The sequence below is a fragment of the Oenococcus kitaharae DSM 17330 genome, assembly GCF_000241055.1.
Lineage (GTDB): Bacteria > Bacillota > Bacilli > Lactobacillales > Lactobacillaceae > Oenococcus > Oenococcus kitaharae.
In genome coordinates, this window is the sequence record NZ_CM001398.1 from 1,818,790 (window position 1) to 1,833,825 (window position 15,036).

At 42.5% G+C, this 15,036-nt stretch carries 12 protein-coding genes; 1 reads left to right on the forward strand and 11 read right to left on the reverse strand.

Features of this window, described 5'->3' with window-relative positions:
* Nucleotide 1: 1 nt before the first annotated feature.
* Complete coding sequence (locus OKIT_RS09160) at nucleotides 2–1,645, reverse strand: alpha-glucosidase (protein ID WP_007747353.1); 1,644 nt, start codon at nucleotides 1,643–1,645, stop codon at nucleotides 2–4.
* An 86-nt stretch (nucleotides 1,646–1,731) separates the two neighbouring features.
* On the opposite strand from OKIT_RS09160, the gene OKIT_RS09165 reads away from it, so the two are divergent.
* Nucleotides 1,732–2,646 carry a helix-turn-helix transcriptional regulator gene (locus OKIT_RS09165; protein WP_007747356.1) on the forward strand — a complete coding sequence of 305 codons (915 nt, stop codon included), beginning with the start codon at nucleotides 1,732–1,734 and terminating at the stop codon, nucleotides 2,644–2,646.
* A 70-nt stretch (nucleotides 2,647–2,716) separates the two neighbouring features.
* Here OKIT_RS09165 and OKIT_RS09170 read toward each other — a convergent pair whose 3' ends face one another.
* The 10 genes from OKIT_RS09170 to OKIT_RS09725 all read right to left on the reverse strand — a co-directional run.
* Nucleotides 2,717–2,920 carry a hypothetical protein gene (locus tag OKIT_RS09170; RefSeq protein ID WP_007747359.1) on the reverse strand — a complete coding sequence of 68 codons (204 nt, stop codon included), beginning with the start codon at nucleotides 2,918–2,920 and terminating at the stop codon, nucleotides 2,717–2,719.
* Nucleotides 2,921–2,946: 26 nt separating this feature from the next.
* Nucleotides 2,947–4,275, reverse strand: a complete 1,329-nt coding sequence (gene gtfB / locus OKIT_RS09175) for an accessory Sec system glycosylation chaperone GtfB (protein ID WP_007747361.1) — start codon at nucleotides 4,273–4,275, stop codon at nucleotides 2,947–2,949.
* Nucleotides 4,268–5,773: an accessory Sec system glycosyltransferase GtfA gene (gtfA, locus tag OKIT_RS09180; protein WP_007747363.1), complete on the reverse strand. Its 1,506-nt coding sequence runs from the start codon at nucleotides 5,771–5,773 to the stop codon at nucleotides 4,268–4,270. The genes gtfB and gtfA overlap by 8 nt, the downstream gene beginning before the upstream one ends.
* Nucleotides 5,770–6,801, reverse strand: coding sequence for a sugar transferase (locus OKIT_RS09185; RefSeq protein WP_007747365.1), 1,032 nt, complete (start codon nucleotides 6,799–6,801; stop codon nucleotides 5,770–5,772). Before OKIT_RS09185 ends, gtfA begins: the two co-directional genes overlap by 4 nt.
* A gap of 52 nt (nucleotides 6,802–6,853) precedes the next feature.
* Nucleotides 6,854–9,208 carry an accessory Sec system translocase SecA2 gene (gene secA2, locus OKIT_RS09190; protein WP_007747367.1) on the reverse strand — a complete coding sequence of 785 codons (2,355 nt, stop codon included), beginning with the start codon at nucleotides 9,206–9,208 and terminating at the stop codon, nucleotides 6,854–6,856.
* A 9-nt stretch (nucleotides 9,209–9,217) separates the two neighbouring features.
* The gene (asp3, locus tag OKIT_RS09195; protein WP_007747370.1) at nucleotides 9,218–10,300 is read right to left on the reverse strand and encodes an accessory Sec system protein Asp3; all 1,083 of its coding nucleotides are present in this window, start codon (nucleotides 10,298–10,300) and stop codon (nucleotides 9,218–9,220) included.
* Nucleotides 10,297–11,823 (reverse strand): accessory Sec system protein Asp2, encoded by a 1,527-nt coding sequence (gene asp2 / locus OKIT_RS09200; protein ID WP_007747373.1) that lies wholly within the window; start codon nucleotides 11,821–11,823, stop codon nucleotides 10,297–10,299. Before asp2 ends, asp3 begins: the two co-directional genes overlap by 4 nt.
* A complete protein-coding gene (gene asp1 / locus OKIT_RS09205) occupies nucleotides 11,816–13,411 on the reverse strand; it encodes an accessory Sec system protein Asp1 (RefSeq protein WP_007747376.1) in 1,596 nt (531 codons plus the stop codon). The genes asp2 and asp1 overlap by 8 nt, the downstream gene beginning before the upstream one ends.
* A complete protein-coding gene (gene secY2, locus OKIT_RS09210) occupies nucleotides 13,408–14,709 on the reverse strand; it encodes an accessory Sec system protein translocase subunit SecY2 (RefSeq protein WP_007747378.1) in 1,302 nt (433 codons plus the stop codon). Before secY2 ends, asp1 begins: the two co-directional genes overlap by 4 nt.
* A gap of 72 nt (nucleotides 14,710–14,781) precedes the next feature.
* The coding region (locus OKIT_RS09725) for an LPXTG cell wall anchor domain-containing protein (protein ID WP_007747380.1) at nucleotides 14,782–15,036 on the reverse strand (255 nt) is incomplete at its 5' end.

Below are 15,036 nucleotides of genomic sequence, written 5' to 3' on the forward strand. Positions count from 1 at the left end.
GTTACTCCTTTTTGGACGAGAACCAAATCGCTTCATAAGGCCGCAGCACAGCCTCTTTAAAACTGCCCTGCCGGCGATCCTGATAATTAGCGGCCAGAACAGCAGACTGATTAGCCAAAAATGGTGACTGCCAAGATAGGCTTTGATCGGAAAAATTCAAGATAACTGATAAATCAGCAGCAGCATCCGACCGCGTAAAGGCAAAAACGGCTTCCGGTGTATCAGGGATTTCTCGATAAACACCATCTTGTAAAACTGGATTGTCTTTTCGCAGTTGAATGATTTTTTTGTAATAGGCCAAAATAGAATCTTGATCCTGCTGGCTTTGGCTGACATTAATTTGGGAAAAGTTCGGATTGATTCCAATCCAGCTTTGGGCATCTGTAAAACCGGCACCAGCTTCTGACCCAGACCACTGGATTGGCGTCCGGGCGTTATCCCGGCTGTTCTGTCCGATACGTGCCACAATATCTTCTTGGCTGAATCCCTCAGCTGCCATCTTATTGGCATAATTCAGCGACTCGACATCGCGAAAATCCGACAAGGCCTGCCAAGGATAGTTGGTCATGCCGATTTCGTCACCTTGGAAAATATAAGGTGTACCCTGCAGAGAAAAAATCAGCGTCGCCAACAGTTTGGCACTTAAATCCCGGTATTGTGGGGAATCGTTGCCAAAACGCGAGACAATTCGTGGAAAATCGTGACTGCCTAGGAACTGTCCCGACCAGCCTTGACCATTGAGTTCAGTCTGCCAAAGGCCGATGACACGTTTAAAATCAGCCATCGTAATTGGCCGTTTGATCCAGTCACCATTACGCAAATGATCCAGATTCATTAATTGAAACTGAAAAACCATCGTCATTTCACCGGTCTGAGGGTTCGTATAACGTTTAGCCTCTTTAATATCCGCACCGCCTGTCTCGCCAACCGTCAGAATTTGCGGGTCTTTGCCATAACTGCGATTCTTTAATTCGGTCAGGTAACGGTGCGTCAAGTCGGAATCGTGAGTGATTTTCGTCTGCAGAATTTTGCCGATACCGTCAATGGCATCGAAACGAAAACCTTTGGCACCTTTAGCCATCCAAAAGTTGACCACCTCGGCCAGTTTTTCACGCACGAGCGGATTACGCCAATTCAAATCAGGCTGGCTTTTATCAAAAGAATGATAGTAATAACTTTGCCTGGCCTCATCAAACTGCCAGACCGAACCGCCAAAAGAAGCCTCGTCATCCGATCCCGAACCAGCTGCCATGTCCTTGGCATCGCGCCAAATATAAAAATCATCGTAAGGCTTAATCGAAGCACACGACTTGATGAACCAGTCATGCTGATCGGAAGTATGATTGAAAACCATGTCCAGCATGATGCCGATATGGCGGTCAGCCGCTTGAGCTGCCAAGGTTTCAAAATCGGACATTGTCCCGAACTCAGGATTGATGGCATAATAATCGGACACATCGTAACCGTTGTCGTGGTTAGGCGATTTGAAAATCGGTGTCAGCCAAATCATTGTGATGCCTAAATCGCGCAGATAATCCAATTTTTCCGTGATGCCGGGCAGATCGCCGATACCATCATGGTTGCTGTCTTTAAAACTTCGCGGATAAATCTGGTAAATCACCTGCTTATTGAGTTGCTCATTCATCGTTAAACTTCCCCCCAAAGAAAAGAATATTTGTTTTTGTAAGCGTTTTCTATTAGAATAACAACTAAAAGTATAACGATATTGATATGAATAAACTGACAAACACACTAAAAGATTTCACAAAACACGGCGGCCCGCTCACACCGCTCGTCATTTATGACCAAGATTATCCGCATGGCGGCCTGAATGTGCCCTACCATTGGCACGATGAATGGGAATGGATATGGGTCGAACAAGGCAACCTGAGTTTTACGATCGACGAGAAAAAGCTGATTGTACACGAAAATGACATCGTCCTGATTAACAGCCGTGTCCTGCATGAAATCCGTTCGATCAAAAATACGCCTTCACTGCATCACGCGATTGTCTTTTCTCCGGAAATTTTGAAAAGCAGTTATGAAGATCAAATGATGGTGGAATTGATCAAACCTTTTCTGACTGGCAAAATTGTCCTGGACACGCTGCTGCCGGCTGATCGCAATGCGAAATACCGTGCCTTAATGCAGCACATTATTACAGCACACGCTGCTGGCCAACAAGATTGGTATTTTCAGAGCAAAATTATGATTTTAGAACTGCTCGACCTTTTCTTTTCGGACCATCTCTTTCAGTCCCGTCCCGAAAAGGACCATGTCGATTTAAATGAACATTTCTTCCAAGCAGTCAGCTATATTCACGAAAATTACGCCAGAAAAATTACGATCCCTGAGTTGTCACAAATAACCGGCCTCTCTAGTGAATATTTTATTCGCAAATTCAAAAAAACTTATGACCAGACGCCGCTTGCTTACATCAATAATTTTCGGCTTTATAAAGCTGGTCAAATGCTAGCTGAAACGCACAATGACATTACTGAAATCTGTTTTGCCTGTGGATTCAACAGCGTCAGCTATTTCATTAAATTGTTCAAACATGAGCAGCATATGTCGCCTGGTAAATACCGCAAACTCTTGTCAAGGACTCAGCATATTTCAACTGAGACAGCCACTGCGAGCCGTTAGTCCATTGATGCCTATCAAAAAAGACCACAAATAGCGGTCTTTTTACTACGGAACTTTTTTAAATTTTAATTTAACGGGAAGTCAGTGCAACAATTAAACTATAAACAATACCAGCAACGACCACCAATACAACTAACCAAGAAATTAATTTTTGAGTAAAAGAATAGCCATTATGTTTTCTTGGACTCTCTTGTCGGTCGTAGCGCATCTCTTCCAGTTCGTGACTGATTTCTTGACGCAAAGGACTCGATGATTTGTCTTTTCTTTCTGCCAAGATTTTCTACTCCTTATTTATAGCCATCAATTTAGCATGTGACGATAGTCATCACTGGTTGACGTTGATAAATGATGTTTTTGCTGTGCTAAAGCTATCCTAAGTTTATCAGGATCTGCTGTGAGCGATTGTAGCTCTTTAATCATTGCGTCACCATTACCAGCATCATAGATTAAGTCAGGACTCACGTAGTCAGCAGCATGATAAGTGTTCTGAAAAGATAAGATCAGCTGCTGATGCAAGAAAGCTTTCCGTACAGCCGACAGAATTTCATTGCCATGATTAATGTCCAAATAAAAATCATTGTCAGCCCATAGCTTCGAAATAAGCGGGGCAGGAACGTTTGGATAGAGATCCACATTGTCAAAATCAGCGAAAGCCATTAATTTGCTGGACATTTCCGTCAAAGCAGCAATCGAAAAATGCATGCCGGGCAATGCTCGTACAAGTGTTTCTAATTGCTCGATCTGGTCAGAATTTGTCAAAATCAAAGCATTCGCTTTGCCTGTATTCTCACGGAGATATTGAAACAAGAAGCTGAGATAGTGAATTTTATTTAATCCTTCGCCCTGATAGCTGCTCATCATTTGTTCAAAGTCAGCCTGATTTTGAAAAATAATTTGTTTTGTACGCTGCTGATCATCATTTAAAATGACCTGCATATTGCCCGGGATCTGTTCGCCAAGCGCTTCATCCCAGAACAAAACGTCGTTGCCGGGTGTTTTTAGTGAATAAGAAAGCAGCATGGGTGTTGAAAGCGAGTTATAAAAAATGCGATCCAGCTTATAATGAGCTTCCTTTAAATAAAATAAGACAAAATCCGTCTTCGAAGGAAAAGAATAAACTTGAGCATGATAATTTAAGATAATATCACCGGTTTGATGATTTTCAATAATCGTCTCCGTGCCAGACAAACTAAAGTAGCTGGTCGCAAACCAATGGCCATTTTCGTCACAAGTTGTTTCGGCAAAGCGCCGGCCAAAACGATCATAGTGATCAATCGACTGTGTCTTGCCCTGCCGATTGAACCATGCCACCTCAGAAACAATGCGATGATTTGCCAGCGGCAGGTAATAAGTCATGTGGCCTCGTTTGACACCATCATCAAAGATATCAGCAGCATTACCATCTGCGCGAATTTCCCAAAACTTTGGTATCGGGATCTCATAGAAACTTTTCGGCTTACCCTGCAAGTCATGATTGCCAGTCGAAAAGAAGGCATAGGGAGACTGCACCTGGTCGGGCAGAAAGCCATTATCATTAATCACAATCGTCGGCTGATGAAAACCTGAAAGCTGCAAAGACGCATACAAATCCTGACTGGCTTGATTAAAATTGTCAAATAAATTAATCATGAATTGCCTCCAATAATTGCTGCCATTTCTTTTCTACTTTTGTTGTTAAAAAGTTTTCGGCAATATCATAGGATTGCTGTTGAAAAGCTTTTAAATCATCTTTCGTAAAGAGCTGGACTATCTTGTCGCTCATCTCATCAAGATTAAAGTGGAGTTCCTCGCTGCGGTCCGAAGGAATTAAGTAGCCATTTTGCTGATCTTTGATGAAGGTCTGGTTGCCATAACGGACATCAAAACCAATAATTGGCAGGCCGGACCCAATCGCTTCTAGCAAGGTTAGGCCAAAGCCTTCACTGGTTGAGGCCGATAAATAGGCTCCATAATGCTGATAAACATTAGTTAGATCCACATGGCCCTTTAAATGGATATAATCGCTTGCGCCTAATTTTTGAATCAGCTTGTTAATACGCTGCTCTTCGCCACCTTTGCCATATATATCGAAGGTCAGCTGCGGGATTTTTTCGTGTGCTTGGCTGACAGCAATCACAGCCCAATCGATATGTTTTTCTCCAGCAATACGAGAAGCTGTCATCAGGGAATAAGGCCGCCTCGCTTCTGTTGGATAAGACAAATGATCGATACTGCCAACCGGGATATCAGCAATACGGGGCTGAGTATGCATGTATTGATCAAATTGCTTGGCTAGCAATTTTTTCTGCTGGGCTGTGGCAGTAATGAAAAAATCAGTGTCAGCCGCATTTTCAAACTGGAATTCATAGAAATTATTCCATAGGACATAATCATCATTCGTACTGCCAGCATTAAAGTGGTCCGCATGAATCACAACGCCAACTTTAGCCGGCCCTTTGGCCTTCATGATGGATGGACCGATACCAGTCGAGCGGTCAATAATCAAGCTGTCATCTGCCGTCAAATGCAGACAGGAAACAAAATATTGAATCAATAATTCTTTAGAATCAATGATACGATCCGGGAAACGATAAAACGCTTGACCCTGATCATCGGTTACTTCTTCAAAAGCAACACTCCCGTTCTCATTCAGAAAACGCCGCAAATAGGCATGTGCGCGATTATCTTTAGGGGCATAATATTCCGTCAAAAAACGGCCATAACTATAATAATCTTTGCGAATCAGTTTCCCTCGAGAAACATATTCAACTCTTTCAACAAAAGACGAGCCCTGCTTTAGGTAGGCTGTGACGATTGTATTGTTGCTCTGGAATATGTAGCGGACTTGTTTCTCGCTTCTCTCCACGCTGCTAGCAGCGAATGGAAAACTAGCTTCTAATTGTGACAAGGGATAACTGCTAGGCGCAATTTCAAAATCCGAGAAGAAAGTATAAAGCCAAATAATTTCAGAATCCTGAAAACCAATGTTCTCTGTCAAATGCGCAATGTTTTCATTGAGAATCAAATCTGTAAAAATAAACTTAGCTGGTTGGTGCAACTTTCGAAAAATATTAGCTCGATAGGCCTGCGCATACTCAACACCACTGCTGGCCCAGCCAATACCGAGATTAAAACTATAAACTGTCATTTTTCTAAATGCTCCTGAACCATCAAGGCTTTGCCAATTGCGTCAATCAAACATTTTTTTGTAAAATAGCCCTTTCTCAAAAGCGGCGCAAAGTTTTCAACCTGTTTCACCATTTCTGCATATTGATTTTCAGTTAGCGCACTTACCATATCGTTCGCTTCATCTAACGAAGATGCCACCAGCCCAAGATGATTGTCTTCGATAATGCTCTGATTAGAGATACCGCGATTAACAATCACAGGAATACCAGCAGATAAATAAGCTGACAGCTTATAAGAAATATTGATCTTGGAGTAGTTCCTTTCAGCCTGATTACTGATATTTTCGCTCCATACAAGCCCGAATCCGCCCGAGAAATGCAGCAGCAGATCAGCACCGCTTTTCCAGCCGCTAAAGGAAACATGCTTGTTTTGCTCCGCATCAAAATCAGTCGGCGTATCTGCAAAAACTTCTAGTGGGCTGTCGTAGTGCCAATTCTTCACAAATGGAAAACGGTCCGGATTGCCGGCGAAATAGAATTTTTTTTCAAAATTTTTTTTAAACACATCCATGTCTTGAGGATGGTCCCACATATGCTGAATCACAGTCTGGGCAGTTAAGCCATTGTCAGCAAGCTGCTCGCGCATATTCTGACTGGGCAGAATGACGACATGGGCAAGGTTGCAGAGATCAATATAGCGTTTCATTAAATAAGCATTATTCTCAAACATCAGAGGAATAAAATCGTGCACAAAAACAACTAATTTCAATCCTTGATAGGCTCTTAATTTACGTGCCATAGCTTCCTCAAATTCAACGCCATTCCAGCTTGGAATCTGCATAACGACAAGATCGCCATAACTGACACTAGCCAGCATGCCGTCTATCCGTTTGCTCATTTCCTGCCCATGGTCACTTCGAATCGGGTATGAATAGATACCAATTTCTTTAAAACCCAATTGTTCAGCCTGTTTAGCCACCATATTTTGTGCTATTTGGGCCGTGCTGGCTTGTGATTGACCGTAAAGATTTGTAATATGAAACTTCATTATTCCCCCTTGTACCTGCTGTTTTTAATTATCTTTCTTCATAGCCATAAAATTAAGCAAAGTAAATTGAAACACTGCCATCTTTTTCTTTGACTAGGTCGCTTAACATAAAGTTTCTTAAAGCCGATAAACGAATAACTGATTTCATTTTCGCATAGGAAAGAGCTGCTTCACGCTGGTATTCAAAAATAGGATCTTTTTGTGAATATTGACGATTAACAACAGCAACTTTTAACTGCTGCAAATTATCAACTTGTTCGACCCAAGCAGTGTCGATCGCTTTCAAAATCGACATCCTCTCGAAGTGAACCAGCTGTTGGAAATCAACGAGGAACTTTTTCCGTTCCATTAATCTTTTTTTAACCAAGGGCAATAAAAGCGTGATCATCGCCTTCATGTCCTGGCTACGAAAGGCGTTGGGGCTATCTACGAAGTTGTAGTCCAAGTTGTCTAAGATAAAACGCACAATTTTCGTCTCTTGCAAGTTCTCTTTGTGAGCGAAAAAGTCTTTGAAAGCCATTTTGGCTATGAGAAGAATTTCTGCATCCAAAGATCCTTGAAAGAAAATAATTTTATTTCGAGTATCGTAAACCATGTCCCGCTGGATACGCAGATTCTCATCAAATTCTAAGGCTTGGATTCGCGTACGATGGGCCTGTTCATCTTCGTAACGCTGCGTTTTGTCTACCAAACTCCGGAACTTGTGCCTGCTGAGAATTTTTTTCGATTTCCTTCTAAAGTAATGGCGAACCCATTCAGGCCCTTGTTTGATCAGCAGATCGTCTTCTAAAGAAACAAAAAACTGGCTAAATCCTGGATCCCCTTGACGGCCAGCTCTTCCTCTGAGCTGATCGTCCACGCGCTTGCTTTTCATATGCTCAGTGGCGATCACAGCCAATCCGCCAAGCTGTGCCACACCCGGACCTAATTTAATATCAGTCCCGCGTCCTGCCATGGCGGTTGCCACCGTCACGGCACCAGCTTGCCCAGCCTCAGCGACAATTTGAGCTTCTTTAGGAATGTTATAAGCATTTAACACGTTATGAGCAATTCCCTTATCCAACAGAATGTTAGAATAAATTTCCGACATACCAACAGAACCAGTGCCCAGCAGGACCGGCTGGCCTTTTTTGTGCAAAACTTCAACTCTTTTCATTGAGTCAGCAATTTTCTCAGGCAAAGAAAGATACAAATGATCCGGCAAGTCTTGACGAATCGTGGGCTTGTTCGTTGCAATTGAAATAACCTTCATATTGTATGTTTCCAAAAATTCTTCTTGACTGATCTTAGCTGTACCCGTCATGCCAGAAATTTTTTTAAACATGCGGAACAAATTCTGGTAAGTGATTGAGGCCATAGCGCGAGTCTCAGGCGTCAATTCAACATGTTCCTTGGCTTCGATGGCTTGATGCTGGCCAGATTGCAATTTAGTACCCGGCATAACACGGCCGTCAATCGCATCTAATAATTGAACTTCTCCATGTTCAACAACATAATCCCGGTTCAGTTTCAGCAGCTCATGCGCTTTTAAAGCTAATTCGATGTGGCGGAACAAGTCTTGGTGCGGAACACTAAATAAATTATCGACATCAAAAAATCTTTCTGCCAGATCAATGCCGTGTTGGGTCAGCCAAACATTTTTTTCTTCATCATCAAGTTTAAAATCGGGGCCTTTTTTTAAAGTACGGATAAAATTGTCACTAACGGCAAATAAATTAGATTGCACTTTCGGCGCACCAGAAATAATCAAGGGTGTCTGGGCACTATCCAACAGCACAGAATCAACTTCATCAATCAAGACGTAATTAAAGGCCCGCATATATTTTTCGCTAGGAAAAGTCGACAAATTATCGATCAGATAATCAAAACCCAGCGCATAATTAGTCGTATAGACAATATCTGAGGCATAAATTTTCTTCTTGTCATCGACGGTCAGATCTTGTTCATCACTGCTGACGCCAACTGCCACAGAAAGGCCCAACCAGCGGTAAACGCGTCCCATGTCCTCTGCATCACGTTCAGCCAGATAGGCATTAGCTGTTACCAAAATCGCGCCCTGCCCGTCTAACGCATTCAGATACATGGGCATCGTAGCTGTCAAGGTCTTGCCTTCTCCAGTCTTCATCTCGGCAATATTGCCTTCGTGCAGGACAATCGCACCGAAAACTTGGACATCAAAGGGTTTCATGGATAAAACACGGTAGTCAGCTTCGCGAACAACTGCAAAAGCCTCTGGTAGAAGATCGTCCAGACTCTCTCCTTGACCCAAACGCTTTTTAAAAACAGCTGTCTGAGCTTTCAGCGCGTCATCGGATAAAGAGGCCATTTGATCCTGTAAATCGTTAATTTGTTTCAGCAGATGCTGCGGGCTGCGATGCTGGTGTTTAATTAGGCTAAAATTTCTCACAATAATAAGTCATTCGCTCCTATCCTGATTCAGTTCTGCATAAGGCAACTTTTGTAAACGCGCTTGCTTGAAAACAGTTTTTTGAATAAAACCGTCAACACCCTGCTCTAAATTAGCAAGTGACAAATAGCAGTGGCAATCTTGGTCTAAACGCAATTGATGATCTGAATCTGTCAAAATAGTCGATAGATGCTGCTGACGTTTTGATCCGATTCTTGTATATTGTTTTAAATCAGCTGGCTGAGATAAATAGTCAGCACTGATATAAGCTTGCGCATGAGCAAAAACATGGCGGTAATAAAGGGCTGCAAAGCTGGAAATGGGTCCATAAGCAATCAAATTCATCGCCGAGAGCTTGTGTTTCTGGCAAAAGTGCGAGATATATATCCGAAAATCTCGTTCATAATCACGCTGGTCTTCATCTGCGAGATAAAAGCCCGCATAAGGACGTTGATCATTAATGACTAATAGATTTTTTAAAAGGGGCAGCTGGTCGGGATCGATCTGTTGGAAAAAATTCTTAGAGGGCTCTGTAAAGAGCAGATTCAGTTGATGCAGTTGGGGATCGGCATGTGCAAAGGATGATGTCAGACGGCTGGATGATGGCATCAAAGCAGCCTCCACAGCGTCTGCTTGGGCATCTTGCACTTGTGTTTCACTAATTCTAATCTCATGAAATAATAATTCATGCAGGCCCGCCTTAATCAGTCTGACCTCATAAGAAAAAGCTTTTTCAGGATAGACAAAATCCTGCTGCTGGTCAGTAATAGTCAGCATCTCGATTTCTTCTTGCGCAATCGTATAAAAAAATATTTGCGTATACAGCGTCTTCTCCGGCCTGCTCTGAGCATCAATTTCAATATGATAGTGATGGCCTCTTTTCAATGGCGGCAGCTGCGGAACAGTTCGGTCATTCTGAAAATTAGTGATCGACTGCCAAGCGTGAATCTTAAAGCTGGCTGGCATTAATGGATTGACAAAGTCCACGCGATCAAGCGCTGAATAAGTCACGGAGCTGCCATATAGGTAATCATCGGAGTCGCCACTGGTCCAATAAATAATATGACTGATTGTGGCATTATCTGTTTTCATTCAGCGCCTCTCTGAAAATCGTGTCTTAAAATGTTGTGATACTGGCGCAAAAACCAATCATTGATAGCTGGACTATTATCATTATGGCGGCCAGGGATACCTTTGCTGATTAGTTGCGTATGCTGTTTTTGCAAAACTGATAGCAGATCATCATAAGCCGTTGAGTCATAATCATCATTCAGCATATAAGCAATCGCAATTTTCGTATGCTGAAAATCAGTCTCCAAAAATCGTCTCCAAAAACGATCGTTTAATTCCTGGCCTGCATCAAGACGTGTTTCCTTTGTTAAAGAACGCAGAATATCCAGAGAAGTCGGAAAACCGCCAGGACGAATCATTTTTTCGTTTGCAGCTATGCTGCCGATGTTGACAAGCGGTTTGCCTACGATAATCGCATCGGCATGCAGGCTGCTGCCATAATACAAAGCACCGAAGGAGCCCATTGATAGGCCGGATAAAATCAACTGCTGCTGATTAAAACCCAGTTTGGACAAGGCTGTATCAATTTGTTTCAGTACATTGCGTTCCAGTTCTCGAGAGCCTAAGTAAAAGGAGCCGCCTTCAATGCGAGGATCGGCAACCAATAGAAAAGGCGCTTTTAAGGCCTTCATCATACCGTAGCCTTCAAAACCTTCAGCACTGCGATAACCGGAGAAGTAAACATTCAAAGGCGGTTTTAAGTCACCAGGATTAAAATAAAACAAGAGTTCTTCCCTTTTGGTATCAGCATGACGCTGGCCGCCAACAACCAGCTGGCCATAACCATGACGAGACTTGCGATAATGCAAGGGCCCGATTTTAAGATGGCCGCGACCCTGAGCTTCGATAGAAAAGGCCAAAAAACTATCTTCACGATGAGACTGTAGCAGAAAAGGCTTTTGTAATTGTGCCTGGCCAATAACAACCTGTCGTTGAATATGCGAACCGCCTTTTGCTATCATGCTCACGCGCAGCTTAATCTGTACACCGCCATCCACCGCAAATGCCGGCCACAGTTCATAGTCGCTATCAGGCCCAAGCGGAATATCATAACGCCAAGTTAAAATTTGGGAGAAACGGCTGCCAAAATCTCCGGACAATTCGATGCCTAAATGTCCGTCATAATGAATCAACCCTGTATAACTATCAGCGATATCCAAACGATCAACAGACATTTTCGCACCCAATTGGCCGCCCGTAAAGTCGCGATTCAAAAGTTGATAAACCTTAATCGGATCAGACATATCAATTGCATAGGCTTCTCTTGAAAGTAATAATCGTTGTTCTTCCTTTGAAAGCGCTAAAGCGGCATCATATAAAACGTAATAAGGCGCAATACGATGAAAAAGTGTTTTTAACAGCTTTAAACTGGACATACTCGTGAATAAGTAAATGCCGAATTTTTCGTCCAGAATCGAGAGATCTACCGCCTGAGCGTCGCAAAAAAAGAACTGAATTTTTTCGCTTTTCTCGTCAAGCAGTAGAGATCGCCAATCCTCATCGCCAATCTGCAAGACTTTAACTAATTTGTTTCTTTTATTCACCCAATGCCTCCAACCAATGATTCAGCAAATTAAAATCCGTGTATTTTTCCATTTGTTTGACTGAATAAACCAGTGCTTCATTCCAATGCTGCAGACCAATAAAATAATAATCAATCGCTGCACTGAGATCTGATAGTTTTTTTAAGATCAAACCATTTTTATGGTCAGTCACATATTGAGACGCTTGCAAATTAATTTGTGGAATACCGGCACTAATGGCGGCAATTTGAGTAAACAAATCAGCCTCGGCAGCCAAATCAATTACCAATCTAACCGGTCTCAGACTCGCAATAACGGCACGCTCAGACTGAACCTTTGCCACGGAAACACGTGACAAAAATACTTGAGCCTCAGTTAGTGCCGGATCCACTGGCTGAACATCTGCCAACTGATTTTCTCCCTGCTGAAAATCCGATGCATCAGGATTAGCGTCCTGATCAGGAAAAACAATCTGAAAAATATCAGCGATTCTTTTTTTGATCCAATCGTTCAGCTCGGCCAGCTGATCATCGTCAGTTACGGCCAAAAACAGGCCTATTTGCGGATTATCCAGCATCTTGGCAAACAGCAGATCGACAATTTTGCCCGCAGAAGCGAGCGGCATCTGTTTGACCGGCATATAAATGGTCAGCATTTTCTCACGCTGGCTCTGTCCTAACTGTAATCGCGTATCGTAAGGTGTTAGTTCATATAGTTTAGCTAACTGAGCAGCTTGTTCGAGCCTCGGGAAAAAGTCCTTTATTTGTTGTTCCAGTCGCTTTAAATTGTGATTCTCATCAGCAATCAGGCCAGCCGATAATGTCATTTCTTTTTTTAGTTGTTCATCTGTTGCATCAGTCATGCGATAACGGTTGGCAAAAAAAGATAGAATCACTTTTTCAGAAGTTCTCGCTTGCCAGATCAGCTGATCTTGTTCGGGGTCGGCTGCCAGTATGATCGTATCTGCATCAGTATGCCGCTGCGAGAGGTGTTTTTTCGTAAATTCGATCACAACTTGATCTAAATTGTCATAATTCAATCGTTGGAAATCATCAGCAAAACTCGGATTAACCGTGATACTTTGTTGACCATTCGACAAAGATTCGCGAATACGCCAATTACCAGATAGGTCTAAATAATCGTGATAAACTGCTTGACCCTGTCCATCGTAGTGAAGAATACTGGAAACAAAGCCACGGCTGTCAATCAGTAGTCTTTCAACAATCAAGTCACCTTTAAAACGAACTATTTCAGAAAGTTGTCCTTCATCATTAAAAGCGACCTGGCCAATCCGACCGCGCTGATCCTGCACAACGATATTAAAAGGTGTGTAGATTTTTTCAATCTGCTCAGGCCAACTAAAATCATCAAAGGTTAGGGCACGATAAGAGTCAAAATGAGTCGCTTGAATGTCATCAAAAACAGACCAGTGCGGAATTTCAAGCAAATTCTGCGTATGCAGACTAGTAGATAGGTTAGGCGCATATTGAATCATCATCAATTCAATTGCCACATCACCCTTGCTAAAAATCTGGCACTGATGGACCGTATCGTCAAAATCAGTTGGACGAAATCCACTGTGCAGCCAAGCAGGCACGAAATAAATCATGGACGTTTCCTCCTCACCTCTGCCTCAGGAAGCGGCAGTAAAGCACTGTAATTGTATTTTTCCGTCAAAGCTTTCACCTGATCAATCACGGTCAACAACATGCTGACTAATGTAATCAGCATACCCACGTATAAACCATAGCCAGTAAAACTGGGATCACGAATACCGATCGCCAGTGGCACAGCTGATACTAAATCAATATACAAAGTGCCTACTAGAGACATTCTAATCAAATGGCGGCTAATATATTTGCGCGTTGGCCTGCCCGGTCGAATATTCCAAATATAATCACCACTCTTTTGCAGTTTTTCTGCAATATCACTAGGATTAATATTCAAAAAAGCGAAAGCATAGGACAATAAGCTCAATACGAGCAAATAAAGAATAATGCCATTAGGTTGATCTAAATTCGTATTTTTCAGCAAGGATACGATCCAAGCGGGTTCTGAGGAAAAAGAAGCCGCAAATAACAGCAAATAGCGTGCAAAAGCATAGAAAGAAATAGCAAACATAAATGGCATCGCACCTGCGGGCACCAATTTTATTGGAATATAGGTATCAGCAGAAAGCGAACTGTCAATCGTAATGTGTGCAACCGGCAACCGCAGTTCAGCTTGATACATAAAAACCATCATCATCAAAATAAACAGCATGGTGCAGGCCAACACAAAGACCAAAATAATTGAATTGAAATTAAAATTCTCAAATAAATAGTCCTCTAGGAAGTTTCTAATCTGTACAAACCAACCGCTAATCATGCCAGCAACAATCAAAGCACTTGGGCCGCCGATGCCTAGTTCGGCATTCATATCAGACAGCCAGGAAAGAAAAACAGCCCCCGTCGTCAAAAGCAGTGTGATCATGAGCGTTGCAGCAAGTGGATTTGACCAATAAAGAAACGGTGCAGGTGAAGTCTTAACCTGTTGGGCAATTACAAAGCCTTGGATCAAAGCGACCAAGATCGTAATCAACATTTTAAGCAGATGGTCACCACGCTCTGAGATGCGATCCAAGTGAAAAGCCTTAATTGAGCTCAAGGCCTGCCAAACAATCAAAGCTGACATATAGGGACCGAGCCCGATAGCCAGTAAAGAAAAACGATGTAAATTGCCACCAGTGACACTAGCCGCTAAATTCAAGGCATACTGGCTGCCGATTAATCTCGCGAGGCTGCCCCGGTCAATACCAGGAATCAAAATATTCTGGCCAATTTCAAAGACGATCAGAATTAACGCCGTCCATAGAAAACGCGATCGGAAGTCTTTGTGAAACATAATTGTTTTAAATGCTTTAATCATCAAGATAGTTAGGATAGAAAACAAAAGCCATCTAATTCAGTTAGATGACTTTTACTTTGAATAAGAGACTTTTTAATCAGCCGAATTTTTCCGGTTGCGGCGTTTTTTGCCAGCGACTAATCCAAGAGAAGCGAGTAAACCAAGATCAGCCAAAGTGGTCAGATCATTGATACTCTTACCAGTCACCGGAAGCATACCGGAAGTTTTCTTATGAGTGGCCGCTGCTGTTGGACCGTTTGAATTGGATTCTGACTGAGACTCAGGAACTGGTTCCGACGTAGATTCCGAACTAGACGTACTTGCTGACTGGGAAGCACTCGTCGATTC

Bases quoted from the DNA above. Each gene is read 5' to 3' on its own strand.
- OKIT_RS09160 (WP_007747353.1), bottom strand. From the start codon at position 1,645: ATGAATGAGCAACTCAATAAGCAGGTGATTTACCAGATTTATCCGCGA.
- OKIT_RS09165 (WP_007747356.1), top strand. From the start codon at position 1,732: ATGAATAAACTGACAAACACACTAAAAGATTTCACAAAACACGGCGGC.
- gtfB (WP_007747361.1), bottom strand. From the start codon at position 4,275: ATGATTAATTTATTTGACAATTTTAATCAAGCCAGTCAGGATTTGTAT.
- gtfA (WP_007747363.1), bottom strand. From the start codon at position 5,773: ATGACAGTTTATAGTTTTAATCTCGGTATTGGCTGGGCCAGCAGTGGT.
- OKIT_RS09185 (WP_007747365.1), bottom strand. From the start codon at position 6,801: ATGAAGTTTCATATTACAAATCTTTACGGTCAATCACAAGCCAGCACG.
- asp3 (WP_007747370.1), bottom strand. From the start codon at position 10,300: ATGAAAACAGATAATGCCACAATCAGTCATATTATTTATTGGACCAGT.
- asp1 (WP_007747376.1), bottom strand. From the start codon at position 13,411: ATGATTTATTTCGTGCCTGCTTGGCTGCACAGTGGATTTCGTCCAACT.
- secY2 (WP_007747378.1), bottom strand. From the start codon at position 14,709: ATGATTAAAGCATTTAAAACAATTATGTTTCACAAAGACTTCCGATCG.